At 59.3% G+C, this 26112-nt stretch carries 15 protein-coding genes; 10 read left to right on the top strand and 5 right to left on the bottom strand.

From position 1 onward, the window contains the following. Positions 1–41: 41 nt before the first annotated feature. Complete coding sequence (locus ACFO6X_RS10100; RefSeq protein WP_382432607.1) at positions 42–803, bottom strand: GntR family transcriptional regulator; 762 nt, start codon at positions 801–803, stop codon at positions 42–44. A gap of 283 nt (positions 804–1086) precedes the next feature. On the opposite strand from ACFO6X_RS10100, the gene ACFO6X_RS10105 reads away from it, so the two are divergent. The 5 genes from ACFO6X_RS10105 (at position 1087) to lldP (ending at position 8627) form a co-directional block, all read left to right on the top strand. After that, positions 1087–1908 carry a (Fe-S)-binding protein gene (locus tag ACFO6X_RS10105; protein ID WP_382432609.1) on the top strand — a complete coding sequence of 274 codons (822 nt, stop codon included), beginning with the start codon at positions 1087–1089 and terminating at the stop codon, positions 1906–1908. Continuing rightward, positions 1905–2579 carry a LutC/YkgG family protein gene (locus ACFO6X_RS10110; protein WP_382432611.1) on the top strand — a complete coding sequence of 225 codons (675 nt, stop codon included), beginning with the start codon at positions 1905–1907 and terminating at the stop codon, positions 2577–2579. Before ACFO6X_RS10105 ends, ACFO6X_RS10110 begins: the two co-directional genes overlap by 4 nt. Continuing rightward, positions 2576–4012 (top strand): LutB/LldF family L-lactate oxidation iron-sulfur protein, encoded by a 1437-nt coding sequence (locus ACFO6X_RS10115; protein ID WP_382432613.1) that lies wholly within the window; start codon positions 2576–2578, stop codon positions 4010–4012. Before ACFO6X_RS10110 ends, ACFO6X_RS10115 begins: the two co-directional genes overlap by 4 nt. Positions 4013–4148: 136 nt before the next feature. Further along, positions 4149–6929: an FAD-binding and (Fe-S)-binding domain-containing protein gene (locus tag ACFO6X_RS10120; protein WP_382432615.1), complete on the top strand. Its 2781-nt coding sequence runs from the start codon at positions 4149–4151 to the stop codon at positions 6927–6929. 51 nt (positions 6930–6980) lie between these two features. Then, positions 6981–8627, top strand: a complete 1647-nt coding sequence (gene lldP, locus ACFO6X_RS10125; protein ID WP_382432617.1) for an L-lactate permease — start codon at positions 6981–6983, stop codon at positions 8625–8627. Between the two features lie 24 nt (positions 8628–8651). Here the strand turns inward: lldP and ACFO6X_RS10130 are convergent, their stop codons facing one another. Together ACFO6X_RS10130 and ybiB are read right to left on the bottom strand one after the other, a co-directional pair. Next, positions 8652–9425, bottom strand: coding sequence for a diguanylate cyclase domain-containing protein (locus ACFO6X_RS10130; protein ID WP_382432619.1), 774 nt, complete (start codon positions 9423–9425; stop codon positions 8652–8654). Positions 9426–9604: 179 nt separating this feature from the next. Beyond that, a complete protein-coding gene (gene ybiB, locus ACFO6X_RS10135) occupies positions 9605–10510 on the bottom strand; it encodes a DNA-binding protein YbiB (protein WP_382432621.1) in 906 nt (301 codons plus the stop codon). Between the two features lie 214 nt (positions 10511–10724). Between ybiB and ACFO6X_RS10140 the strand changes: the two genes are divergently transcribed. Together ACFO6X_RS10140 and ACFO6X_RS10145 are read left to right on the top strand one after the other, a co-directional pair. After that, on the top strand, positions 10725–12353 hold the full coding sequence (locus ACFO6X_RS10140) for a peptide chain release factor 3 (protein ID WP_382432623.1): 1629 nt from the start codon (positions 10725–10727) through the stop codon (positions 12351–12353). Between the two features lie 53 nt (positions 12354–12406). Next, positions 12407–14242 (top strand): diguanylate cyclase, encoded by a 1836-nt coding sequence (locus ACFO6X_RS10145; protein ID WP_382432625.1) that lies wholly within the window; start codon positions 12407–12409, stop codon positions 14240–14242. On the opposite strand, the gene mutS is transcribed toward ACFO6X_RS10145, so the two are convergent. Continuing rightward, positions 14239–16884 carry a DNA mismatch repair protein MutS gene (mutS, locus tag ACFO6X_RS10150; protein WP_382432627.1) on the bottom strand — a complete coding sequence of 882 codons (2646 nt, stop codon included), beginning with the start codon at positions 16882–16884 and terminating at the stop codon, positions 14239–14241. The two genes, ACFO6X_RS10145 and mutS, sit on opposite strands and share 4 nt — an antisense overlap. Before the next feature lie 228 nt (positions 16885–17112). Here mutS and ACFO6X_RS10155 point away from each other — a divergent pair, with 228 nt between their 5' ends. Genes ACFO6X_RS10155 through ACFO6X_RS10165 form a run of 3 tightly spaced genes read left to right on the top strand, consistent with a single transcriptional unit; the run spans position 17113 to position 25107 of the window. Beyond that, positions 17113–19356: a putative bifunctional diguanylate cyclase/phosphodiesterase gene (locus tag ACFO6X_RS10155; protein WP_382432629.1), complete on the top strand. Its 2244-nt coding sequence runs from the start codon at positions 17113–17115 to the stop codon at positions 19354–19356. Positions 19357–19379: 23 nt separating this feature from the next. Beyond that, a complete protein-coding gene (locus ACFO6X_RS10160) occupies positions 19380–23840 on the top strand; it encodes a response regulator (protein ID WP_382432631.1) in 4461 nt (1486 codons plus the stop codon). 40 nt (positions 23841–23880) lie between these two features. Continuing rightward, on the top strand, positions 23881–25107 hold the full coding sequence (locus ACFO6X_RS10165) for a response regulator (protein ID WP_382432633.1): 1227 nt from the start codon (positions 23881–23883) through the stop codon (positions 25105–25107). Here ACFO6X_RS10165 and ACFO6X_RS10170 read toward each other — a convergent pair. Continuing rightward, positions 25104–26027: an inositol monophosphatase family protein gene (locus ACFO6X_RS10170; RefSeq protein ID WP_382432635.1), complete on the bottom strand. Its 924-nt coding sequence runs from the start codon at positions 26025–26027 to the stop codon at positions 25104–25106. The two genes, ACFO6X_RS10165 and ACFO6X_RS10170, sit on opposite strands and share 4 nt — an antisense overlap. Between the last annotated feature and the right edge of the window lie 85 nt (positions 26028–26112).

Consider the following 26112-nt stretch of genomic DNA (forward strand, 5'->3'; position numbering starts at 1 on the left):
CGCGAGGTTAGCTGATGGCAGGGGGCTGGGTGGGTGTGCTTTTACCCTTCGGTATCTCCGCCTAACCCACGCACCCGCGCCCGGTGTTCGCGCTCTTCATGCAGCGCACGGGCTTTCATGCTTTCATGGACAAAGGCGATATGGCCTTCTACCGCTTGCACGGCAGCAGTGGGGTCGGCATCGCGGATGGCTTCCCACACAGCACGGTGCTGTTCACGCAGGCGGCACCAGTCTTCTTCATTGCGGCGCAGGTGGCGCAGGTTGCGGTCAATGTGGTCGTTAATCACTTTGAGCAGGCTGGCCGTGAGGTGACCAATCATCACATTGTGGGCCGCTTCGGCCACAGCTTGGTGGAAGGCCAGGTCGGCCTTGACCTGTTGTGCCAACACGGCGGTAGAGGTGCCTTGGGCAAACAGGGCATCGACGCGGGCATAGGCTTCGCCAATGCGTTGCCGGTCGGCATCGGTAGCCCGACGTGCGGCCAAACGTGCAGCTTCTTTTTCCAACATACCTCGAAACTCCAGCAAATCGTCTTGGAGCTTGGGGTGCTGGGCCAGCATGTTGTGCCAAGGGTCGGTAAAACCAGCCTCGGGTTGGTCGGTGACATAGGTGCCACCGCCTTGGCGGCTGAACAGCATCCCTTTAGACACCAGTTTTTGAATCGCCTCGCGCAATGAGGGGCGGGAGACGCCCAACTCCACCGCCAACTCACGCTCTGGTGGAAGGCGGTCACCGGGCTTCAAGGCACCGTCCAAGATGCGGCGTTCTAGTTCGTGAACGATGGTGTCCGAGAGTCGCTGCACGACAAGCTTGCCAGTAGCCATAAAGAGCATGAAGAAATTGGTCTGACCAAAATTTTAATGTTCTCTTTCGGGAGTATGTAGCAAAAAACTGGCTTTCACTACAGGTTTACCCTTATTTTTTCCATAAATTACAGGGATTGCAGGCGCAATGGATTGACTTCGCTAGCGTTCCTAGGTAAATTTTGCTGCACACAGTCAATTGGTCTTATCAATTTACCAAGCAAGAGACACAGTATCTGCGTGACGCGATACACACCGGGGGGCCACCCGGACAGGAGCACAGATGAGTCATCCCGCAACCGGCGCGTCTGCGCGCAGTTATCCATCCCGCCCGCAGGCGGTGTATTTTTATGGCACCTGTCTGGTCGACATGTTTGTGCCCGAGGCTGGGCTGGACGCCATTGCCCTGCTGGAGCAGGAGGGCATCCGGGTGATTTTTCCGGAGAATCAGACCTGCTGCGGCCAACCGGCGTTTACCAGTGGCTTTCCGGGCGAGGCGCGGCAGGTAGTGGCATCGCAGTTGGATTTGTTTCCAGATGACTATCCCATCGTGGTGCCATCAGGCTCTTGCGGGGGCATGATCCGCTGGCACTGGGAAAAGGTGGTGGCCGATGATCCAGTCCTCCAAGCCAAGGCGCAGGCCATTGCCGCACGCACTTATGAGCTGGCCGAGTTCCTGCTCCATGTGGTGGGGTTCAATCGTCCCGATCAAGGCCCGGCCACCACCGTCACCCTGCATACCTCGTGCTCTGCCCGCCGTGAGATGGGCACCCATCTGGCTGGCCGTGAACTGTTGGCACGGCTGGGCAATGTGACCTTGGCCCACCACGACCACGAGTCTGAATGTTGTGGTTTTGGTGGTACCTTCTCGCTCAAGCACCCCGATGTGTCCACCGCGATGGTCAGTGACAAGGTGGCCGCCCTACAGGCCACTGGCGCACAGCAGATGGTGACGGCCGATTGCGGCTGTATGCTCAACATTACCCGGCACGCCGCATGGCAACAGCAGCACACCAGTGGCAGCAAGCCCGCCTTGTTGGGCGAGCATTTGGCTACCTTTTTGCTGCGCCGCTTGGGCGGTCAGCCTGCCGGAGAGCAGCGATGAGCGCGCGCGACCGCATTTTGGCCAAGCTGCGCGCCCACCGGCCAGAGCAGCCCCATGCTCTGCCCGATCTGAAAGCCCATTACGCTCCCCGTGCCCGTGGCGAATCTGTTGCGCAACGGCTGGTGCGCTTTCGTGCAGGTATCGAGGGTTTTCAAGCCCAAGTCCACCTGAGCACCGAGGCCGATTGGCCTGACCTTTTGGCCCGGTTGTGCGCACAAAAGCAAGTGGGCACGCTGATCTATGGTGCCGACACCCCCGCAGGCCGCCGCTTGCAAACGGATGGTTTGGGGCAAACCACGCTGCGCCCGTGGGCGGGCCAGTTTGAAACATTGAAAGCCGATCTGTTCCACCGTGTGGATGCTGGATTTACCCAAGCCCGTGGCGCCATTGCCGAAACGGGCAGTCTGATCGTTTGGGCGTCGGAGGCGGAGCCGCGCACTTTGTCGCTGGTGCCGCCCATCCACTTTGCGCTGCTGGATGCGCGCACCATCCACCCGACCTTCTTCGATGCCTTGGTTAACGAGTGCTGGGCGGCGGGCCTGCCCACCAACGCCCTGTTGATTTCTGGCCCTTCCAAAACGGCCGATATCCAGCAAACCTTGGCCTATGGTGCCCACGGCCCCAAAGAGCTGGTGGTGATCGTCACCCACACCGAAGGAGAGGCGCCATGAGCACCCAACCCCAGCCTATCGCTTTTGTTTCGGCCCAAGCCCTGCGCGAGCGTATGCACAGCGCGGTCAATGACCCACACCTGCGCCAGAGTTTTCGGGGGGCCATGGATTTTCTGATGGCCAAGCGGGCGGCGCAGTTTCCTGACCCGGCTGAGTTGGAGTCGTTGCGCAGCCTGTCCGAGCGCATTCGCCAATACAGCTTGTCCAAACTGCCCGACCTGCTGGAGCAGCTAGAAGCCAACCTGACGCGCAACGGCGTGACAGTGCATTGGGCCGAAACCCCCGCAGCAGCCAACGCCATCATGCTGGGCATTGCTCGCCAACACGCAGCCAAGCTGATTGTGAAGGGCAAGTCGATGGTGAGCGAAGAGATCGAGTTCAACCACGCCATGGAAGCCGCAGGCATTGGTGCGTTGGAATCGGACATGGGCGAATACATCGTGCAATTGGCCGGCGAGAAGCCTTCGCACATCATCATGCCCGCCATCCACCAAACCAAGCTGCAAATTGCCAAGCTGTTTGCCGAGAAGATTCCGGGCGTGGATTACACCGACAACGTAGACACGCTGATCCAGATTGGCCGCCGTGTGCTGCGCGAAAAGTTTGAGCAGGCAGAAATTGGCCTGTCGGGCGTCAACTTTGCAGTGGCCGAAACCGGCACCCTGTGCCTGGTAGAGAACGAAGGCAATGGCCGTATGTGTACCACCGTGCCCAAGGTGCATATTGCCATCACTGGCATTGAGAAAATTGTCGAAAAGCTAGAGCATGTGGCACCGCTGTATTCGATCTTGACGCGCTCGGCCACCGGGCAGGCGGTGTCCACCTATTTCAATTTGATCTCTGGCCCGCGCCGCCCCGGCGAGCAAGACGGCCCCGAAGAAGTACATCTGGTGCTGCTGGACAATGGCCGCAGCCAAGCCTATGCCGATGAGCAACTGCGCAAAACGTTGCAATGTATCCGCTGCGGTGCCTGTATGAACCACTGCCCGGTGTACACCCGCATTGGCGGCCATGCTTATGGCACCACCTACCCCGGCCCCATCGGCAAGATCATCTCACCCCACATGATGGGGTTGGAGCAAACCCACTTGCTGCCCACGGCCTCTAGCCTGTGCGGTGCCTGCGGTGAGGTTTGCCCGGTCAAGATCCCCATTCCGGAGCTTTTGATCCGCCTGCGCAGCGAAGCCCAAAGTGCTCCCCACGCCCAGCCCGCCATGGTGGGCCAAGGCGCGGGCTACGACCCGAAGGTCAGCTGGATGTGGCAGATGTGGGCGCGCATCTATAGCCGCCCCACCGCTTACCGTGCCCTCACTTGGTTGGCTACTCGGTTTCGTGCTTTAACGCCCCGCCAGCAAAGTGGTTGGACAGCAGCGCGTACCCCTTTGCAACCGGCACCCCGCAGGCTCAGAGACAGACTCCACGAGCGACGATGACGCCCGCCTTACCGCCGCCCCCCTAGCCCCCCTGCCCTGAACGCATAAGGCGTTGTGCTCCTCCTGTTTGCAGACAGGAGCGGGCCGACTTTTTTCCTGTAACCCGATCAATCCCTTTGCCGGGAGGAGCCCCCCTGTGTCCACGCTGATCAATGCCCTGCGCCAGCGCCTGCCCGCCGAGCGCGTAATCACCGACGAACTGCGCCGCCTGGCCTATGGCACCGATGGCAGTTTTTACCGTTTGATACCCGAGGTGGTCACGGTGGTGCAAACCGAGGACGAAGTGCGCGCGGTGATGGACATCGCCCGAAGCAATCAGCGCCCGGTGACTTTTCGTGCGGCAGGCACCAGCCTGTGCGGTCAGGCGGTCACGGATGGCGTGCTGGTGTTGTTGGGCGAGGGGCTGGCTACCTGCCAAATCAGCCCCGATGGTGCCACCGTGCAGCTGGGACCGGCCATCGTGGGCGCAGAAGTCAACCGCCGTTTGGCACCGCTGGGGCGCAAGATTGGCCCCGATCCGGCCTCCATCAACGCCGCCAAGATTGGCGGCATGGCCGCCAACAACAGCTCGGGTATGTGCTGCGGCACGGCACAGAACAGCTACCACACGCTGGCGGCTTTGCGCGTGATGCTGGCCGATGGCACGGTGCTGGACACCGGCGATGCCCACAGTGTGGCTACTTTCCGCCAAAGCCACCGCACTTTGTTGGAACGGCTGGACGAGCTGGCCGCTGGGGTGCGGGCCGATGCGGCCTTGAGCGCACGTATCCGTGCCAAATACAAGATCAAGAACACCACCGGCTACAGCCTGAATGCCTTGGTCGATTACCACGACCCGGTAGCTATTTTGGCCCACTTGATGATTGGCTCGGAGGGCACGCTGGGCTTTATCTCACGCATTACTTACTACACAGTGCTGGAGCACGCACACAAAGCCAGTGTGTTGGCCTTCTTTCACGACATGGAAAGTGCCTGCCGCGCCGTGATCGGCCTCAAGGCGCGGCCCGTAGATGCCGTGGAGCTGCTCGACCGGGCCTCATTGCGCTGCGTGGCCGACAAGCCAGGAATGCCGCCCCTGTTGGCTACTTTGCCCGAGGGGGCCACGGCCCTGTTGATCGAAACCCGTGCGCCCTCGGCGGCAGATTTGCAACAGCGCATGGATGCCGTGTTGCAAGAGTTGGCGGCCTATCCGTTGGTTGAGACCCCAACCTTTACCACCAACCCGGCAGAAATGGAGCGGCTGTGGAATGTGCGAAAAGGCACCTTTCCGGCGGTGGGGGCAGTGCGCAAGCCGGGCACCACCGTCATTATTGAGGATGTGGCCGTGGCGGTGGCCGATTTGGCCGCTTGCTGCCGCGATTTGCAACAGCTCTTTGCCCGGCATGGCTACCACGAGGCCATCATCTTTGGCCATGCGCTCGAAGGCAATGTGCATTTTGTCTTCACGCAAGACTTTGGCATTGAGGCCGAAGTGGCCCGCTATGCCGCTTTCATGGACGACTTGTGCCACACGCTGGTGCGCAAATACGATGCCTCGCTCAAGGCCGAGCATGGCACAGGCCGCAACATGGCCCCGTTTGTGGAGCTGGAGTGGGGCGCTCAAGCCTATGCCCTGATGCAAGAGATTAAGCAGCTTTTTGACCCCGAAGGGCTGCTCAACCCCGGCGTCATCATCAACAGTGATGCGCAAGCCCACTTGCAGCACCTCAAGCCCATGCCCGCGGCTGGGCAACTGTATGCCGCAGTAGACCGTTGCATTGAGTGCGGTTTTTGTGAGCCGCAATGCCCCTCGCACGGGCTGACACTGTCGCCACGCCAACGCATCGTCGGCTGGCGCGAGCTGTCGCGCCGCGAGGCCGCAGGCGAGGCTCCGGGTGCATTGGGCCAAGATTACCTTTACATGGGGCTAGACACCTGTGCCACCTGTGGCCTGTGCGCCACGGCTTGCCCGGTGGGGATAGAGACCGGTGCCCTGACCCGTGCGGTGCGTGGTGAGCAGCTTTCGGGGGTGGCCCGCAGCTTGGGCCATGTGGCAGCGAATCATTTTGGGGCGACCCAAGCGTTGGCACGCACCGCGCTCAAGGCGGGCCATTGGGCCGAGGCTATGGTGGGCACGCAAGCCTTATCGCGCCTGACGGGCGGTGCTTGGAAAGAGGGCATGCCCACCCCGCAGCCGCTGGGCCGTGCCACCCGCACCCAAGGCGACAAGGTGGTGTATTTCCCCACCTGTGCAGGCCGCATGTTGGGTGCCGATAGCCCAGAGCAGGCTTTGTCTGCCACGGTGATTCGGGTACTTGAGCGTGCTGGTTACGCCCCCATCGTGCCAGACAACGTCAACCGCCTGTGCTGCGGCCAGTCTTTTGCCAGCAAGGGCTTGGCGCAAGATGCCGACGACAAAGCCGCCGAATTGGAAGCCGCCTTGCTCAAGGCCAGCAACAACGGGGCTTACCCGGTCATTTTGGACGCCAGTGCCTGCTCACTGCGCATGAAAACCTTTTTGGCCGAGCGCCTGAAGGTTTATGACTTGGTGGAGTTTGCCCACGATGCACTCCTGCCCCGCCTGATGCTGCACAAAAAGACCGAGCCGGTGCTGATCCATCTGAACTGTTCGGCCCGCCGCATGGGCTTGGAAGGCAAGTTGCGTCAACTCGCTGCCACCTGTGCCCACCAAACGGTATTGCCCGCCGAGGTCAAGTGCTGTGGTTTTGGTGGCGACCGGGGCTTTGTAGTGCCAGAACTCAACACCCATGCCCTGCGCAAGCTGCATGCCGAGGTGCCCACCGGGTGCTGCGGCGGCTACTCCAGCAACCAGACCTGTGAGATTGGCCTGACCCACGCCACAGGCATGCCTTACCGATCCATCGTCCATTTGCTCGATGAGTGCAGTGCCGAGGCCACCCGCCTTGCCACCTGCTGATACCGATTCACCCACTTTTACCCGTATCTCACCCTAGGAGAAAACACCACCATGCAACCCTGGACGCAAATCTACGACCCCCTGGGCAACCTTTGGTTGTCCTCGCTGGTCGCCGCGCTACCGATCATCTTCTTCTTTATCGCGCTGGCGGTGCTGCGCATGAAGGGCCATGTCGCGGGCACCATCACCGTGGCTATTTCGTTGGCCGTAGCCATCTTTTTCTACAAAATGCCGGTACAGATGGCACTGGCCTCGGCGGGCTATGGTTTTCTGTATGGTTTGTGGCCCATTGCGTGGATCATCATTGCAGCGGTGTTTTTGTACAAAATCACGGTCAAGACGGGGCAGTTTGATGTGATTCGGGCCTCGGTGGTGTCGATCACCGATGACCAGCGTTTGCAAATGCTGTTGGTGGGCTTTTCCTTTGGTGCCTTTTTAGAAGGTGCCGCTGGTTTTGGTGCTCCCGTAGCCATTACCGCCGCTTTGCTGGTCGGTCTGGGCTTTAACCCACTCTATGCGGCAGGTCTGTGCCTGATTGCCAATACGGCCCCAGTGGCCTTTGGCGCGATGGGTATCCCGATCATTGTGGGTGGTCAGGTCACGGGCATTGATCCGTTCAAGATTGGTCAGATGGCAGGCCGCCAATTGCCGCTGTTGTCGGTGATTGTGCCTTTCTGGTTGGTGGCCATGATGGACGGCTGGCGTGGCGTCAAGGAGACTTGGCCCGCTATTTTGGTGGCTGGCCTGAGTTTTGCCATCACCCAATATCTGACAGCTAACTTCATTGGCCCAGAGCTGCCAGACATCACATCGGCGCTGGTGAGCCTGATTTGCTTGACGGTGTTCTTGAAAAACTGGAAGCCCAAGCGCATTTTCCGTTTTGACAACCAGCAACCTACCGCAGCCGACCAGCAAAGCCACCATAGTTTTGGTCAGATTGCCAAGGCTTGGTCGCCCTTCGTCATTCTGGCTGTCATGGTCACGATCTGGAGTCTCAAGCCGTTCAAAGCCCTGTTTGCCAAGGGTGGGGAGTTGTATTCACTGGTGTTCCAGTTTCCGGTGCCCATGCTTGATCAATTGGTCATCAAGATGGAGCCAATTGTGGCCAAGGCCACACCCTATGTGGCGGTCTATAAACTCGACATTTTGTCGGCCACCGGCACCGCCATTTTCATTGCCGCCCTCATCAGCATGGTAGTGCTGGGCATGAAAACCAGTGATGCCGCCAAGGCGCTTAAGGAAACCGTGGTTGAACTCAAGCGCCCCATCTATTCGATTGGTATGGTGCTGGCCTTTGCCTTTGTGGCCAATTACTCCGGTCTGTCGGCTACTTTGGCGCTGCTGCTGGCGGGCACAGGGGTGCTGTTTCCGTTTTTCTCGCCATTTTTGGGGTGGCTGGGCGTGTTTCTGACGGGGTCGGATACTTCGTCTAATGCGCTGTTTTGCTCATTGCAAGCCACCACCGCACACCAAGTGGGCGTGTCAGACACCCTGCTGGTGGCAGCCAACACCACAGGCGGCGTGACGGGCAAGATGATCTCTCCCCAATCCATTGCCGTGGCCTGTGCTGCGGTCGGTTTGGTGGGCAAAGAGTCGGATTTGTTCCGCTTTACGGTCAAGCACAGCCTGATTTTTGCCACGATGGTGGGCATCATCACCACGCTGCAAGCCTATGTGTTTACTTGGATGATTCCGTAAGGTTCATCAGGCTCAGGCTCAGGCTCAGGCACTGGGCCGCTCGTACAGTCGCCAGCCGTTGCGCCCGGCATTCTTGGCTTGGTACAGCGCGGCATCAGCGCAGGCGATCAGGCCGTCCACATGGTCGGCATGGTCGGGAAACAGCGCGATGCCAATGCTGGTGCCAATTGAGGCAATGCCTGCTGCCAGTGGAAAAGGCTGGGCCAAGCTGTACACCAGGCGTGCTGCCAGCGCCTGGGCATCAGTCACCGTGAGCATATCGGGCAAGATGCACAAAAACTCGTCACCTCCCAAGCGGGCCACGGTGTCTACGGCGCGTACCGCATCGCGCAGGCGCTGCGACACTTGGCGCAGCAACTCATCTCCGGCGGCATGGCCCATGTTGTCGTTGACCCACTTGAAGCGGTCTAGATCCATGTAAAACACCGCCAGCGGCAAGTTGCTGCGTCTAGACTGCTCCATGCCTTGTTGTAATCGGTCGCGGGCAATGGCCCGGTTGGCCAACCCTGTCAGGGGGTCGTAGTTAGCCAACTCCAAGTCTTGTTTGGTGCGTTGCAGGTGGTCAATGGTGCATTGCAGCTCAAACTCCTTGACTTCATGCTGCACGACCAGTTTGGCAAAGGCCTCGGCCAGAGCGGCCAGCTCGGGGGATTCTGGGTGTTCCGAGGCCATGTCCAACAGTTCGGGCACGGCCTGCATGTCTCCTTGGTGGGCAATGCGTTCGGCCACGGTCAACAGCTTGGTCAGCAGCAGGGCATGGGGGGCTGCATCGTCGGAAAAAGGCAGGTCTGTGGGCATAGGTTCCTGGGCAGTGGTGAGGGAAGGCCTGGCGCTGCCGTGGCAGGCGAATCTGCGCGATGATAGCCACAGGCGGCTCGGCCTCATGCCTCCATGCGGTTTCGAGGCGCGACTTTTTGCGTCAGCGCAAAGCCACCAGAGCGCAGAGACAACAGCCCGTACTGGGCCTGTGCCCACATTCACATTTTTGCTACCAAATGCAGGATGTGTTCTACCTGCCGTTGCAATGCCGTGGGCACGGGCAAACGTCCTTGCATGACCGCTTGTGTATAGCGTGTGGTGCTGGCTACGTCAATTTCTGTGGGCAAGCCCGGCACCTCGCTGGCGGTGCCTGCCTGTTGCTCCTCCAGCAAGGAGTGCTGCCCCTGCACGAAGCCGTCGTAACGGGGCCAGCGGCGTGGGTCAGCAGCCACTTCGCCCTCTAGGCCGCGCGAGAGCAACGCATTGGCCTGGAGCAGCGTAAAGGTGGCACACAGCCGCTCTAGGTATTCAGGATGGGTGTAGCTGGTGACGACCAAGGCGGCTTCGGCGCCGGGGTTCATCAGTTTGACAACGCTGTGGCCGGGATTGCGCAGCCCAATCACTTCGCGTGCCGCCAGCAGGCGGGCCAGACCGGGGTGCAGATCGTGAGTGTCAATATGCGCCACTTGACCCGCAGCAATGGCTTCTGGTTTTGTCAGGGCTGCAACCCCCAGCGCCTGCAAAACCTCGGAGGCTAAAACCCGGCGCGCCTCGGTGCGCATGCCGTGTAGCAGCACGGGCAACCCCTCGCGGGCCAACAGCAAGGCCAACAGGGGCGTGAGTACCGGCAGCTTGCGGGCGCCGTTGTAGCTTGGCAGCACCACCAGCGGTCGGGTGCTGGTGGGCCACCGGGGCAATCGGGCGTGGGTAGCATCCAGAAAACCGGCCAGCTCTTGGGGGGTTTCACTCTTGATGCGCATAGCCAAGCAAAAGGCGCCAATTTCTAGATCACTCACCGTGCCGTCGAGCACCTGAGCGAATAAATCGGCGGCCTGTTCGCGGGTCAGTGGTTTGGCGCCGCGGGGGCCGCGCCCAATTTCTTTGATGTAGTGGCCTATGCCCATGAGGTTTCTCTGGCCTGGATCAGGCAGGTTGCAAAGGGCCATTTTCTACCAACCATCACGGCTCTGCCTGCAAGCGAGTTGCCCCGGTAAAATCGCTGCCTTGTACCCGGCCTGGTGTGCGCTTTGGGCGCCGACGGGCCACCCTCCCACAGTATCTCTCTGTGGCCGCTGCGCATTGGCAGTCGCTATCCCTCTCGTTCTGGAACGCTCCCCTGTGTCTTACGCCCCCGAAACCCGGCGCCGCCGCACCTTTGCCATTATTTCTCACCCCGATGCGGGTAAAACCACGCTGACTGAAAAGCTGTTGCTGTTTTCGGGTGCCATCCAGATTGCTGGGGCCGTCAAGGGCCGCAAGGCCAGCCGCCATGCCACCTCCGACTGGATGGAAATCGAAAAGCAGCGCGGCATCTCGGTGGCCAGTTCGGTGATGCAGATGCTCTACCGTGAGCATGTGATTAACCTGCTCGATACTCCCGGCCACAAAGACTTCTCAGAAGATACCTACCGTGTGCTCACGGCTGTCGATTCGGCCCTGATGGTGATTGACGCGGCCAATGGTGTCGAATCCCAAACCCGCCGCCTGATTGAGGTGTGCCGCCAGCGTGACACCCCCATCATCACCTTTGTCAACAAAATGGACCGCGAGGTGCGCGATCCGCTGGACATTCTGGACGAAGTAGAGCGTGAACTGGGCATGCCTTGCTGCCCTATGACGTGGCCGGTGGGCCAAGGCAAACGATTTGGCGGCATCATCAACCTGCGCAACCAGACCATGACGGTGTTTGAGTCGGGCAGCGAGCGCCGCCCGCAAGACTTTGAAGCCATCCCGCTCACCGAGGTAGACACCTTGCGCGCCCGCTTTGGCAGCGAGTTTGATGCTGCGATGGAGAGCATGGAGCTGGCGGTAGGGGCTTCACCCGCTTGGGATCATGCGGCGTTCTTGGCAGGCAAACTCACGCCGGTGTTTTTTGGCTCGGGGGTAAACAACTTTGGTGTCATGGAAGTGCTCGATGCGCTGGTAGACATGGCTCCATCACCTGGCCCGCGTGTCAGTACCTTGCAGGTCAACAAGCAGCCGGTGGTCAAAACCATCCAGCCCGAAGACGAAGGCTTTGCTGGCGTAGTCTTCAAGGTACAGGCCAACATGGATGCCAACCACCGCGACCGCATCGCCTTTGTGCGCGTGGCCTCGGGGCGCTACCAGCCTGGCATGAAGCTGCGCGTGCAACGCACCGCCAAAGAGCTGCGCCCCACCAGCGTGGTGACTTTCATGAGCCAGCGCCGTGAGGCCGTAGAAGAAGCCTATGCGGGCGACATCATCGGGTTCACCACCCACGGTGGTGTGCAGTTGGGTGACACCATTACCGATGGCGCGAGTTTGCAATTTACTGGCCTGCCCTTCTTTGCACCAGAAATGTTCATGACCGTGGTGCTCAAAAACCCGCTGCGCACCAAGCAGTTGCAGCAGGGCTTGGCGCAGTTGGGTGAAGAAGGCGCGATTCAGGTGTTCAAGCCCGACACTGGCGGCAACATGCTGTTGGGGGCCATTGGTCAATTGCAGTTTGAAGTAGTGCAACACCGACTGAAGGCTGAATACGACTGCGATGTGCGGCTAGAGAGCTGCCAATACACCGGCGCCCGTTGGATTACGGCAGACAGCCCCACCGACTTGCGCGCCTTTACCGATGCCTACCCCATGCGTTTGGCCCATGATGCTGCAGATACGCTGGCTTATCTTTGCACCAGCCCCTACGATGTGCGCTTGGCGCAAGAGCGATTTCCGAAGATTCATTTCCACCCACTGCGCGAGCATGCGGGCTTGAGCCTAGGCAGCGCAGGCTAAACCCATAAGCCACCGGGCCACTAGGCCAGCAACGCAGGAGGTATATTTTTAGTATGGTACGTCCTGCACTTCGCATTACCCTGCAACGGCTGTTGTTGGCGGTGCTGTTGTTGGTGTTGCTACCGTTGCTTATGGTGCATGGCTGGTTCTCCTACCGGGCGGCACAAACCTCTGCCGAGCAATACCAAACGCAATTGGCCCGCGAGGTCAGCGCGCGTATCTACGACAAGGTGGTGCAGTTCTTTGCGGTGCCACAGCAGGTGTTGTCGTTTAACGTACAGCTCTTTCGTGCCGGATTGTTGCAACCCCAAGATCAAGAGCGCCTGCTGCCATTCTTTTTGCACCAGTTGCGTCGTGAGCCGCTATTGACTTTTTTGTCGATGGGTAATGCCGAAGGGGAGTATTTTTCGGTCAGTCGTCCCCCGTTGGGAAAAGACAAGAGCTTGCGTCTGTTAGATGCACCCTTGAGCGAGGGGCGCGTGATGTCTATCTATCGCATCCGCGACGACAACCAGCGCGGCCAGCGCATCGCCTTGGGTAATCGCTATTTTGACGCCCGCACCCGGCCTTGGTTTCAAATAGCAGCGGATAGGGCGGGTATGCAATGGTATTTGCCCTATCGCTATGTCATCCACGATGAACAGGGCGCCTACGAGGCGATGGGCATGGGCATGTCGGCTCCCTTGCGCAATGCCGAAGGCCACTTTATCGGGGTGCTGAATGCCGATGTCGCGCTGGTGCAATTGAGCCAGTTGTTGGCCGACATCACCCGTGAGCTGGGCGGTGTGGCCTTGTTGGCGGACGCCAGTGGAGCCTTGTTGGCCACCTCCATCTCCGATCCGCTCTACCACTTAGACAATGGCAAAGCCGTCCGTATCCGGGCGGCAGATAGCCAACACCCAGTGATTCGCAGCACCGCCCAAGCAATGGACAGCCAAAACCAGCCACAGGGGCGGGCGATACGGCAAATTCAAGGAGAGCCGTACCTGTTGGATTGGTGGACATACCAACTCCCTGATGGCCCGCCCTTGCGCATTGGCGTAGCCTTGCCACAAAGCCGTTTTAATGCCCCCAGTGAAAATCTGATGGAGCATTTTGTGGGTTTGGTCATGGTGTCGGTACTGATCAGCCTGCTGGCGGCTTGGGTAGTGAGCAAATGGGTGGCGCGGCCCTTGGAGGCGTTGGGGCATTGGGCACAACAATTGGGGCAAGGCGATTGGAACAGTGCTCAGCCTCGTATCCATAGCCCGATGGCCGAAGTGGGGGCGCTGTCCCATGCTCTGGGGTTCATGACCGAGCAGATGCGCAACTACACACAAAATCTGGAAAGCCAAGTGGCCGAGCGCACGGCGGCACTAGAGGCTGCCAATCGTGAGCTGTCTAGCCAATCGCACACCGATGGCCTGACCGGGCTGGCCAATCGACGCTGTTTTGATGAGGTGTTGGCCGAGGAATGGTCTCGGGCCAGACGCACCCGCCAGCCATTGGCGTTGATCATGATAGATATCGATTATTTCAAACGCTACAACGACCATTATGGTCATGTGGAGGGCGACCACTGTCTGCGTCGGGTCGCCCAGATACTGGCGGACAATGTGCGCCGTCCTGGCGATTTGGTAGCCCGGTATGGAGGCGAAGAATTTGCCGTGATTGCACCAGCCACTGATCTGCATGGCATCCAGCAACTGGCAGAAAAGCTGCGTTTGGTCATTGCCCAAGAGGCCATTCCCCACGCCCTGCATACCCAAGGTTGTGTCACGGCCAGCTTTGGCGTAGCCATTGCGGTGCCCGATGGTAGCAACGGCCCCGAACCCTTGCTCCAGGCGGCCGATCGGGCGCTCTACCATGCCAAAGAAGCTGGTCGCGATCGGGTAGGGGTGGCGCTTTAGGAGGAAGGGGCCGCCGTCTGCTCGGCCAGCCGCTTGAGTTGGTAGAGGGTCTCCAAAGCCTCTCGGGGGCTTAGGGCATCGGGTTGTATCTGTGCCAGTGCCGCCTCTACGGGGCTGGATGGAGGTGGCTCTGCCGCTGGAGGTGCAGCAAACAAATCTACCTGGGCTTGGTGTTGGCTGGCACGCTCTTCCAAGCTCGCGAGGGTGTGGCGGGCGTGGTGCAACACAGCGGCAGGAATGCCCGCCAGCTTGGCTACTTGAATGCCATAGCTGCGGCTGGCTGGGCCACTTTGAAGTTCATGCAAAAACACAATATCGTGGCCGGATTCGGCGGCGCTCACATGCCAATTGACGGCATGGCGTGCTTGCGCAGGCAGTTCGGTCAGTTCAAAGTAATGTGTGGCAAACAGTGTGAGCGCCTTGGTCTTGTCATGCAAGTGGGTGGCAATCCCACTGGCTAGCGCCAATCCATCAAAGGTGCTGGTGCCTCGGCCAATCTCATCCATCAGCACCAGGCTGTGTGGTGTGGCGGCGTGCAAAATTTGCGCTGCCTCCACCATCTCTAACATGAAGGTCGATTGGGCGTTGGCCAAGTCATCGGCGGCCCCAATGCGGGTGTGGATGGCGTCAATCGGCCCCAAGCGGCAGGCGTTGGCGGGCACATGGCTGCCCATGCTAGCCAACAGCACGATCAGTGCCACTTGGCGCATATAGGTCGATTTACCGCCCATGTTGGGGCCGGTGATAATTTGCAAGCGTGTGTGGGGGTTGAGCCGTGTGTGGTTGGCTATAAAAGCGCCGCTCGAGGTTTGGGCCAATCGGGCTTCTACGACCGGGTGACGGCCCGCTTCAATGTCAATACAGGGCTCGGGGGTGAACTCTGGCACACACCAGTTCAGTGTGAGTGCGCGTTCGGCCAAGCAGCACAACACGTCCAGCGCCGCCAAGGCCCGTGCCATGCGTGTGAGTGCTGGCACATAGCCTTGTAACTGCTCCAGCACCTGCTCGTACAGCCATTTTTCACGGGCCAGTGCCCGCTCCTGTGCCGACAAAGCCTTGTCTTCAAAGGCTTTCAATTCGGGGGTGATAAAGCGTTCGGCGTTTTTGAGCGTCTGGCGGCGGCGGTAGTCGTCGGGCACTTTGCTGCTTTGGCCCTGCGTGACTTCGATATAAAAACCATGCACCTTGTTGAACTGCACGCGCAGATTGGCAATGCCAGTGCGGGTGCGTTCGCGGCTTTCTAAATCGAGCAAAAAAGCATCGCAATTGCTCTGGATGGCGCGTAGCTCATCCAAATCGGCATCAAAGCCATTGGCAATGACGCCACCATCGCGCACCAAGGCGGCTGGTTCTTCGGCTATCGCCGCTTGCAATAAGGTGACACAAGCCGGTGGCACTTGCAAATCAGCAGCAATATGGCTGAGGTAGGGGTCGGCCTCGGGGGGGAGCAGGGCGAGCAGCTCCTGCTTTTGCAAGGTTTTGCACAGCGCCACCAGTTCGCGTGGGCGCACTTGGCGCAGTGCGATGCGGGCACTGATGCGCTCGACATCGCTCACACCTTTTAGTGCGTTGCGCAAGGTTTGCCAGAGATTGCCATGCTTGTGCAGCGCCGTGGTGGCCGCCAGCCGCGCTTGGGCCTCGGTGCGCTCGCGCCGAGGCTCCAGCAGCCAAGTCTTGAGCAGGCGGCTGCCCATGCCGGTCATACAGGTATCGAGCAAGGACAGCAGTGTGGGCCCGTCTTCGCCACGCAGGGTTTTGACTAGCTCCAAATTGCGCCGTGTGCTGGCGGGCAGGTCGATCATGTCACCTGTGCGTTGCACTTGGATGTGGTGAACATGGGTCAGTGCCCGGCCTTGGGTGTGTTCGGCATATTGCAGCAGGGCACCAGCTGCCGCATGGGCTTGGGCCAAGTCTTGTGCGCCCCAAGCGTGTAGGCCAGCAGCCCCGAGTTGCGTTAGCAATTGGCGTGCCCCCAAAGCGGGGTCAAACTGCCAATCGGGCCTGGGGCTGATGGGGCATTGAAAAGCACCACGCTGTCGCAGCAGCAACAATTGCTGCTCAAAACGCTCGTTGCTACCGGCGCTGTAAATCACCTCGCTGGGGGCAATGCGCACCAACCATGCGGCCAGCTCGTCCGGGTGGCATTCTGCCAACTGCACAATGCCTTGCGTCACACTCATCCAAGCCAAGCCATAACGGGCGCGTGGCCCTTGGTGGATAGCCAACAACAGGGCTTCGGTTTTGTCTGAAAGCAATTCGGCATCGGTGAGCGTGCCGGGGGTGACCACCCGCACCACCTTGCGTTCCACGGGGCCTTTGCTGGTAGCTACATCCCCCACCTGTTCACAAATGGCAACCGATTCGCCCAACTTGATGAGGCGGGCTAAATAGTTCTCTAGCGCATGGAACGGCACCCCGGCCATCATCACCGGCTGACCTGCCGACTGGCCGCGTTGGGTCAGGGTGATATCCAGTAGCCGTGCTGCTTTTTCGGCATCGGCATAAAAGACCTCGTAAAAATCACCCATGCGATAAAACAAGAGCGTGTCGGGATACCCAGCCTTGAGGCTCAGGTATTGCTGCATCATGGGGGTGTGGTGTTCACCGGCCTTGGCCTTGATGGGTTTGTCGTTGTTATCCATTACTGATCCATGCCGCAGATAAAAAATTGCTTGGCACTAACTGTTTGCTAGACAAAGCGCAATTTTGCCGCTGTTGGGCTTAGCGAACTGCCCCATCTCGGACCGGACTGGGGTGCATTCCGTGGGCATTGGGCACGCTAATGGTGTCAGGCAAGCCGTTTTCTGTTACTTTCTTATGGCTATTGCACCTTACTATGTCTGATTCTTCGCCATTGCTGCACTGTCGCCGTGAATTCGTTTACCTCCAGAGCCTTATTTCCCGTCATCAGCCAGGGTAACGAGCCATCGTTGCAGCCCGAAACCTGTATGTCACTGGAAGACCCAGTGGTGGAAATTGCCGCCTTGCGCGCAAGGTTGGCGCAGACACAACAGCAATTGCAGGAGGCACAGCGCCAATTGCATGAGCAGGCCCGTGTCTTTCAGGCGATGGAGGACTTGGCCCGAGCGGGCTACTGGTGGCGTATTCGCGGAGACCACAGCAGCGGCTCGTACTGGTCTCCGGGGTTATGCCATTTGGCGGGTTTTCCTGAGCAAGAGTGGGTCAGTTGCCAACAGGGGCGCAGTGGCATCTTGCCCGACGATTGGAGCGCCTTTCAGGATGCAGTCGCCCGCATGGATGGCCGCGATATGGAATACCGCTGGCGCCGTCCCGACGGTCAGGTGCGCCGTTTGCGCACGCGCATGTGTCTGCACCAAACCCAAGAGGGCACCGTGATGGAGTTGGGTGTGGTGCTGGATGTGACCCAGGGGCACCAGGTGGCAGCACAACTGCGTGAACAACTGGACTTTATCCAACGCATTGCCAGCAGCATTCCAGGGTTTATTTACCAGTACCGCATTCGTCCTGATGGTTCGACCTGCATTCCGTACATCAGCGATGCCGTGCAAGAGCTGTTGGGGGTCTCGGCCCAGACCGTCATGCACGATTTGGCCCAAATTGAGGCCAGGGTCGATGCCAGTGATTTGCAACGCATGCGTCTTACGTTGCAGCGTGCGGCACACGACTTGCAACCGTGGCAAAGTGAATACCGAGTGCATGCCGACGATGGCACGATACGCTGGCACATGACCAGTGCCGTGCCGCAAATGGAGTCTGATGGCAGTGTGCTGCTGCATGGCTATACGTTGGACATGACCGAACGCAAGCGCGCTGAAGAAGAAATTGAACGACTGGCTTTTTACGATGCCCTGACCGGGTTGCCCAATCGGCGTCTGTTGCTCAATCGGCTAGAACATACGATTGCGGTATGTTTGCGCAAACAGCAGCGCGGGGCTTTGCTGTTCATTGATCTGGACAATTTCAAAGACCTCAATGACACCCAGGGCCACGATATTGGCGACCTGCTACTGACCCAAGTGGCACAGCGCCTCGTGGCTGTGGTGCGCGATGCTGACACGGTAGCCCGTTTTGGCGGTGATGAATTTGTGGTCATGCTCGATGGTCTCTGTGCTGATGTGAGCACCGCCACAGCCCAGGCCGAGACCGTGGCCGAAAAATTGTTGCGGGCCTTGAATACGCCCTACACCTTGGGCGCAGCACCGCATTACAGCACCCCCAGCATTGGTATCACGCTGTTTGGCGATGAGCGCCACAGCGTCGATGAACTGCTCAAGCGGGCCGATTTGGCTATGTACCAAGCCAAGGCCGCAGGCCGCAATACCCAACGCTTGTTTGACCCGTCCATGCAGGCGGCGCTGTTGGCCCGCTCCAGTTTAGAGGCCGACTTGCGCTTGGGGCTAGAGCGTGGTGAGCTGTTTGTGCAATACCAACCCGTGGTCAATCACCGTGGGCAGATTTTGGGCGCCGAGGCACTGGCACGCTGGCGTCACCCCGAGCGCGGCATGATCAGCCCGGCCGATTTCATCCCATTGGCTGAACAAACCGGCTTGATTTTGCCGCTGGGGCGTCATGTGTTGCGCACCGCTTGCCTGCAATTGGTAGAGTGGGCTGACGATCCGCAGGCTGCCCATCTCAGTGTGGCTGTCAATGTGAGTGCGCGCCAGTTTCGCCAACCGGGCTTTGTGGCCGAGGTGCTGGAGATTCTGGCCGAGACCGGCGCCAACCCGCGCCGACTCAAGGTGGAGCTGACCGAAAGCATGCTGTTGGGCGATTTGGAATGCACCATCGATCGTATGGAGCAACTCCAGCATGAGGGCGTAGGCTTTGCGCTGGACGATTTTGGTACTGGTTATTCCAGCCTTAGCTACCTCAAGCGCCTGCCGCTAGACCAAGTCAAGATTGACCAGAGTTTTGTGCGCGATGTACTCACCGACCCCAATGACGCCGCAATTGTGCGCACCATCTTGGCATTGGCGCAGAGCCTCGATTTGGTAGCCGTGGCCGAAGGGGTCGAGACCACCGGCCAGATGGGATTCTTGCGGTTGCACGGTTGTGAGCAGTTCCAGGGCTACCTGTTTGGCCGTCCGGGTTCGGCGCAGGCGTTGCAGGCACTGCTCCATGCCCAGCCCTGACTTTTACCAACGTTCAGTTTCCTATGCTCCAGCATCCCATGCCACAGCATCCTTTGTATGGCTGGCGTGGTGTGGTCGTGGTGTTGCTGTTGGCGGTGTTGGGGGCGGCACTGGCGGTGCAGGAGGTTCGCGAACAGCGTTTGCATGAGCGCCAAACCACCAAGGGGCAGATGCTGGAGTTGATGGCGCAGGCACTGGATGGGCAGGCGGCCCAGCAGGTATTGCGTGAGCACCTGAAAAATGGGGGGCAGGTGCCTTGCACACTGGCGCAACAGCGTGTGCAGCAACCAGCCACCATGCCCGAAAAAGCCCTTACCGCTTGGCTAACCAAAGTGCGCACAGCCCTGTCTGCCGAAGCGGTCTACATACTCGATGCCCAGGGGCAGGTGTTGGCCCAAGATGTTTCTAGTACCCGTTTATCTGCGGCTGGTCTGCACTTACGCCAGCGTTTTGCCATGGTGGCTGGCCCTGACATACAGGTACAAGCCGCCGTCAGCCCCAGCACCCATGAACGCCAGCTCTATCTGTTGGCACCTCTGTCGGCCCACTGCCCGCAGTCTGATCGAGTTTCTGGCGTGTTGGTGGTGCAGTTGGCGTTTTCTCCCTTGGATGCACTGTTGGCCCGTGCCGGCCATCCCATGCTGTTGCTGTCACCCCAAGGCGTGGTGTTTGCGGCCACACGGCCCGAGTGGATCTATACCGTGGCACCGCCACTGACACAAAGTCGCATTGACGCCATTGCCGCCTTGGGGCAGTTTGGTCATCATTTTGACAATGGTGTCGCCTCTGCCTTGCCGTTTTCACCTGTGGCCACCGAGGTGGTGGTAGATGGGCAGGCCCATACGGTACAGCAGCGTGGTATGGATTGGGGCCATCCCGATGGCCCTTGGCAGTTGGTCATGTTGGACAATGTCAGCCCGCAGATGTCTGCCGCCGACAGCTTGCGTTATGGTTCGATTGCTTGGGTCTTGCTGGTTTTGCTGGGGTTGTTGGTATTGGCCTTGCTGCGCAGCCGCGCCCGCATGGCGGCCATGTTGGCGCGCGTGCAACTGTTGGGCACAGCTTTGGAGCACAATCCGCTGGCAGTGGTTGTCACCGATGCCAGTGGTGTGATTGAGTGGGTCAATCCGCAATTTGAGCGCAATACCGGCTATGCGCTGCATGAAGTGCGGGGCCGCAAACCGTCTATGTTGGCCAGCGGCCGCACCTCGGCACAGACGTTCCATGATATGTGGAGTACCGTCATGGCGGGGCGCATCTGGACAGGGCAGTTTATTAATTGCCGTCGTGATGGCACCGAATACTACGATGATGTCACCATCTCTCCAGTGTTGGATGCCCAAGGCAAGTGCATGGGGCTGGTTGGATTGCAACAAGATGTAACCCGTCGTATTGGCGAGCAGCAAGAAAAACGCCACAGCGAAGCACGGCTGCGAGAACTCTTGCAAGAGCAAACGGCCATTTTTGACCATGCCCCACCGGTGCTGGTAGTGGGCAACGGTGTGGTGCACAAATTCAATCCAGCCTTGGTCGTTTTGTTGGGGCCAGTGCGTATCGGCCAAAGTACCAGTGCCTTTTTTGGTAATTTGGAGCAGCAAGCGGCTTTTTCGGCCAAGGTGGCCCCGTTGTTGGCGGATGGGCAACCCGTGCGGATCGATTGGCGTTTGTACCGCAGCAATGGCAGTCATTTTGAGGCCCGCTTGTCTGGGCATCGGGTGGAGCTGGAAGGCTGCCAAGAGGCCTCTTTGTGGGTGATTGAGGATGTGAGCGAGGCCCGGCGCATTGAGTTGGCGATGCAGGCGGCCATGCAGTTTCAGCAGGTGCTGATTGACACCATTCCGATGCCGGTGTTTTACAAAGATGCTCAGGGGCGTTATTTGGGCCTCAACCGTGCCTACACCCAAGCGTTTGGTCAACGCCGTGAAGACTTGTTGGGGCGCACGGTATTAGAGCTAGATTACCTTGGGTCTGCACTGCGTGAGGAGTTCCAGCAGGCCACCCAGATAGCCTTGGGCTGCATGCAAGCGCCTGTACACCGCGAGATCGATATTCCCCATGCCGATGGACAGCTGCACCACATGCTGTATTGGCTGCAAGGCTTTGCCCAGCCCGATGGTCAGCCGGGCGGAGTCATCGGTGTCTTTGTTGATATCACCGAACGCCAACGGGCTGCCCAAGAGTTGCAACAGGCCAAGGAGCGGGCCGAACAGTCGGTGGCCCTCAAGTCTAGTTTTTTGGCCAATATGAGCCACGAAATTCGCACGCCCATGAATGCCATCATTGGCATGTCACATTTGGCTTTGCAGTCGGGTCTAAATGAGCGTCAACGCGACTATATTGGCAAAATTGAGCAGGCCAGTCGCCACTTGATGGGCATCCTGAACGACATTCTGGACTTCTCGCGGGTGGAGGCTGGCAAGCTGCGCATTGACCCCCGTCCCTTTGTGCTCGATCAGGTGTTGGCTGGCGTCATTGATGTGATTGGTCAGAAGGCTGCGGCCCAGGGGTTGGAACTGATTTGTGATGTGGCCCCCGATGTGCCCACCCATCTGGTAGGCGATGCGCTGCGCATTGGTCAGATACTGATCAACTATGCCAACAATGCCGTCAAGTTTACCGAGCGTGGCGAGATTGGGGTGGCGGTGCGGGTGCAGGAAGAATGTGATGCCCGTGTGCTGCTGCGCTTTGAGGTGCGAGACACGGGCATTGGATTGGCCCCCGAACAGTTGCCACAACTGTTTCAGAGTTTTCAGCAGGCCGATGCTTCCACCACCCGCAAGTATGGGGGGACGGGTCTGGGTTTGGCTATTTGCAAGAGCTTGGCAGAACTGATGGGCGGGCAAGTAGGGGTACAAAGCCAGTGGGGAGAAGGATCGACTTTCTGGTTCACCGTACCCGTGCAACGCAGTGGCCCCGCCAGGGTGCTGCTGCCACCCCCCGATCTGCGTGGCAGCCGGGTGTTGGTGGTGGATGACAACCCTTCTGCTGCTGCGGTGTTGGCCGAAATGTTGCAGGCGATGGGTTTTGTTGTGGAGCAAACCCATTCTGGTGCCCAAGCATTGGTGGTGCTGTGGCAGGCCAGCGCCCAAGGCCGGGCCTTTTCCTTGGTCTTGCTGGATTGGCAAATGCCAGGCATGGATGGGTTGGAGTTGGCACGGCGCATGGGAGACATGGAGTTGCCACAACCCCCGCGCATTGCTATGGTCACAGCCTTTGGCCGCGAAGATGTGCTGCGCTCAGCCAGCAGTTGTGGCATTGCACAGGTGCTGATCAAGCCCGTCAACGCCTCCATGTTGTTGGACACCATTGTCGAAGTGCTGGCCAGCCCACAAGCCAAGTTTGCCAGCAGCACAGGTGGGGGTTGGCGCTCAGAAGCCGCATTGGTACCTCCGGCACTGCATGGGGCCAGGGTGCTATTGGTAGAAGACAACCTGCTCAACCAAGAAGTGGCCTGCGCTCTGCTAGAAGAAACGGGAGCGCAGGTGGATGTGGCTGGAGATGGGCAAGCGGCCATCGACTGCTTGCAGCACCAACATTACGATTTGGTGCTGATGGATATGCAAATGCCCGTCATGGACGGTCTGCACACAACGCGGTGGCTGCGGGCAGATCCGCGCTTTGCCACCTTGCCCATCATTGCCATGACGGCCAATGCCCTCGAGGTAGATCGCCAGCGTTGCTTGCAAGCAGGCATGAACGAGCACCTGTCCAAGCCGATGGAGCCAGAACGGCTGTGGCAGGTGTTGCAGCATTGGATTGCCCCCCGTGGGGCCACAGGTGGCGCAGCCTTGGTGCAGCCCCACATCGGGGCGACTGAGCACATAGAGCTGCCCCCACCGATTGCCGGGCTGGACATGGCCTTGGGCCTGCGCCACGCTTTGGGGCGGCGGGCGTTGTATGCAGACTTGTTACACCGCTTTGTCAGCCATCAAGCCAATACAGCGACAATTTTGGCGACCAGTCTGGCCCAAGGAGACCATGATACGGCCCGGCGGCTGGCCCACAGCTTGCGTGGGCTGGCCGCCACCTTGGGAGCCACTGCCCTGAGCCAAACGGCTGCAGAGCTGGAGCAAACCTTGGATGTGGACGTGGCACCCTCACAGGCTTGCGTGACCGAGCTGTTGGCCTCTTTGCAGACCCAGTTGCGGGCCGTTCTCGAGCCATTGAGCCTTTGGCAGGCCCAGCACAGCCGTTGCCAGTCTGCGCCCACAGACGACATGGCCCAAGGCAGCGAGGCAGCAGCACTGCAACGGCTTTATACCTTGTTGGATCAAGATGACCCCGCAGCTCTGGCTTATCTAGACCGCCATGCCGCTGCTTTGTCGCAGCGTGTGGGCACCAATTGGCCGCAACTGCTCAGTGCGGTGCGTCAATTTGATTTTTCAACGGCACAGACCTTGCTGCAAAGCTATCTGTCTTTGGAGCAAATCCCAGAACAAGGGGTACAACCCGGTGCTGCATCGGGCATTGGCTCCACCCCCTGACGTCACCATCACACCAGCCGCCAGCACACCAGGAGAGATCATGGAAGCAGCCTCTGTCACCCCTTTGCCACCGCAACGGCCCGAGCGGCCCTTGCCCGTGGTATTGGTGGTGGACGATACGCCAGACAACTTGGCACTCATGGCTGAGTTGCTCAAGGAGCGTTACAGCGTCAAAGTGGCTGCCAATGGAGAGCGGGCCTTAAAAATTGCCCAAGCCCGACCAGCCCCCGATTTGGTGTTGTTGGACATCATGATGCCTGGCATGGATGGCTACGAGGTGTGCCGCCAACTCAAGGCCCAAGAAACCACATGCGACATTCCGGTCATTTTTCTGACAGCCCGTGCTGATACAGAAGACGAACGCAAGGGCTTTGCCCTGGGAGCGGTGGACTACATTACCAAGCCAGTCAGCCCTCCCATTTTGTTGGCACGGGTGCAGACCCATCTGGCCCTCAAGGCCACTGCTGATTTTTTGCGTGATAAGAGTGCGTATTTGGAGCGTGAAGTAGCCTTGCGCACATTAGAAGTGCAGGCCATTCAGGACGTCACCATCATGGCGATGACCTCACTGGCCGAAACCCGCGATGATGAAACCGGCAACCATATTCGGCGCACCCAACTCTATGTCAAGGCCTTGGCCGAGCGCCTGCGCACCCAACCGCGTTTTGAGGCCCAACTCAATGAGCGCATGATTGAGCTGTTTTACAAGTCGGCCCCTCTGCACGACATTGGCAAGATTGGTGTTCCCGATGCCATCTTACTCAAGCCGGGCAAACTCACCGCAGAGGAGTTTGGTACCATGCAGCGCCATGCTTCTTTGGGGCGCAGGGCCATCGAAGGGGCTGAGCGGCGTTTGGGGATGCGGGTACCCTTTTTGCGCATCGCCAAAGACATGGCCTATAGCCACCACGAGCATTGGGATGGTGGTGGTTATCCGGAAGGGTTGGTGGGAGAAGACATCCCTTTAGCGGGGCGTCTGATGGCGCTGGCCGATGTCTACGATGCCTTGGTGCATCCACGCATCTATAGACCAGAACCGTTCACCCACGAGCAGGCTTGCACCATGTTGCTTCGGGGCCGAGGAACGCAATTCGATCCTGAAGTGGTGGATGCCTTTATTGACATAGCCCAAGACTTTCAGCGCATTGCCCGCAATTACCCCGACGAGAGCAGTACCCCAGCAGCCCGCACTGGGCGCAACAACCAGCCCCGACAAGCAAGCCACAGGCATTCAGATCCGCTCTCTGGTGCAAACACACCTGTTTAGAAAGGCGCGTCTGGCGTTTCGTGAGGGGTGGCCGTTGCGCTGGTTTCTGTGTCGGAGGCGGTGGCAGTGCTCACCGCATCGGTTTGGCGCAAACCTGCTTTTTCGCCTGCGCTGGCAAACTTGCTGTACTTACCCAGAATGCTGACCAGCTGGCCATAGATGCGTGGGTTGCCTGCCAGGCATTCGCCCTGCTCCAAGAAGTCGGCTTCTCCCGTAAAGTTGCCGATCAGGCCACCGGCCTCCGTTACCAACAACGAGCCTGCTGCCACATCCCAACTGCTCAAGCCAGATTCAAAGAAGCCATCGCAATAACCAGCGGCGATATAAGCCAAGTCCAGAGCTGCAGCACCGGGGCGGCGCAGCCCTGCCGTGCGTGGCATGACATCGGCCATCATGCGCATGTAGTTTTGAAAGTTGTCCCCAGGACGAAACGGAAAGCCTGTAGAGATCAGGCTGTCTTTGAGCTGGGTGCGTTTGCTGACGCGGATACGGCGCTCGTTCAGGTAGGCACCCCGACCTTTGGTGGCGGTGAATAGGTCATTGCGCGAGGGGTCGTAAACCACGGCCTGCTCAATTTTGCCGCGCACCGACAGGGCAATGCTGACCGCATAGACCGGAAAACCGTGGATGAAATTGGTGGTGCCGTCCAGTGGATCAATGATCCAGACAAACTCGGAGTCTTTGGCACCATATTGGCTGCCCGATTCTTCGGCCAAAATGCCGTGACCAGGATAGGCGGTGAGCAGGGTCTCAATAATGGCTTGTTCGCTGGCGTGGTCTACTTCTGTCACAAAGTCGTTGATCTGCTTTTGCGAAATGCGCACCGCCTCCACGTCCAAGGCCGCGCGGTTGATGAGGGCGCCGGCGGCGCGGGCAGCCTTAATGGCCACGTTGAGCATGGGGTGCAGATTAGACGACATAAATTGTGGGAGTTGGTGCGCTCACTGACAAAACAGCGGCGCACAGGCCAAGAACAAAGAAAACGCAGCCCGGCGATGCGCGCTG

The sequence above is a fragment of the Giesbergeria sinuosa genome (assembly GCF_042652905.1).
GTDB lineage: Bacteria > Pseudomonadota > Gammaproteobacteria > Burkholderiales > Burkholderiaceae_C > Simplicispira > Simplicispira sinuosa.

Coding starts and splice junctions, on each gene's coding strand:
- ACFO6X_RS10105 (WP_382432609.1), top strand. CDS start 1,087: ATGAGTCATCCCGCAACCGGCGCGTCTGCGCGCAGTTATCCATCCCGC.
- ACFO6X_RS10110 (WP_382432611.1), top strand. CDS start 1,905: ATGAGCGCGCGCGACCGCATTTTGGCCAAGCTGCGCGCCCACCGGCCA.
- ACFO6X_RS10115 (WP_382432613.1), top strand. CDS start 2,576: ATGAGCACCCAACCCCAGCCTATCGCTTTTGTTTCGGCCCAAGCCCTG.
- lldP (WP_382432617.1), top strand. CDS start 6,981: ATGCAACCCTGGACGCAAATCTACGACCCCCTGGGCAACCTTTGGTTG.
- ACFO6X_RS10130 (WP_382432619.1), bottom strand. CDS start 9,425: ATGCCCACAGACCTGCCTTTTTCCGACGATGCAGCCCCCCATGCCCTG.
- ybiB (WP_382432621.1), bottom strand. CDS start 10,510: ATGGGCATAGGCCACTACATCAAAGAAATTGGGCGCGGCCCCCGCGGC.
- ACFO6X_RS10145 (WP_382432625.1), top strand. CDS start 12,407: ATGGTACGTCCTGCACTTCGCATTACCCTGCAACGGCTGTTGTTGGCG.
- mutS (WP_382432627.1), bottom strand. CDS start 16,884: ATGGATAACAACGACAAACCCATCAAGGCCAAGGCCGGTGAACACCAC.
- ACFO6X_RS10160 (WP_382432631.1), top strand. CDS start 19,380: ATGCTCCAGCATCCCATGCCACAGCATCCTTTGTATGGCTGGCGTGGT.
- ACFO6X_RS10165 (WP_382432633.1), top strand. CDS start 23,881: ATGGAAGCAGCCTCTGTCACCCCTTTGCCACCGCAACGGCCCGAGCGG.
- ACFO6X_RS10170 (WP_382432635.1), bottom strand. CDS start 26,027: ATGTCGTCTAATCTGCACCCCATGCTCAACGTGGCCATTAAGGCTGCC.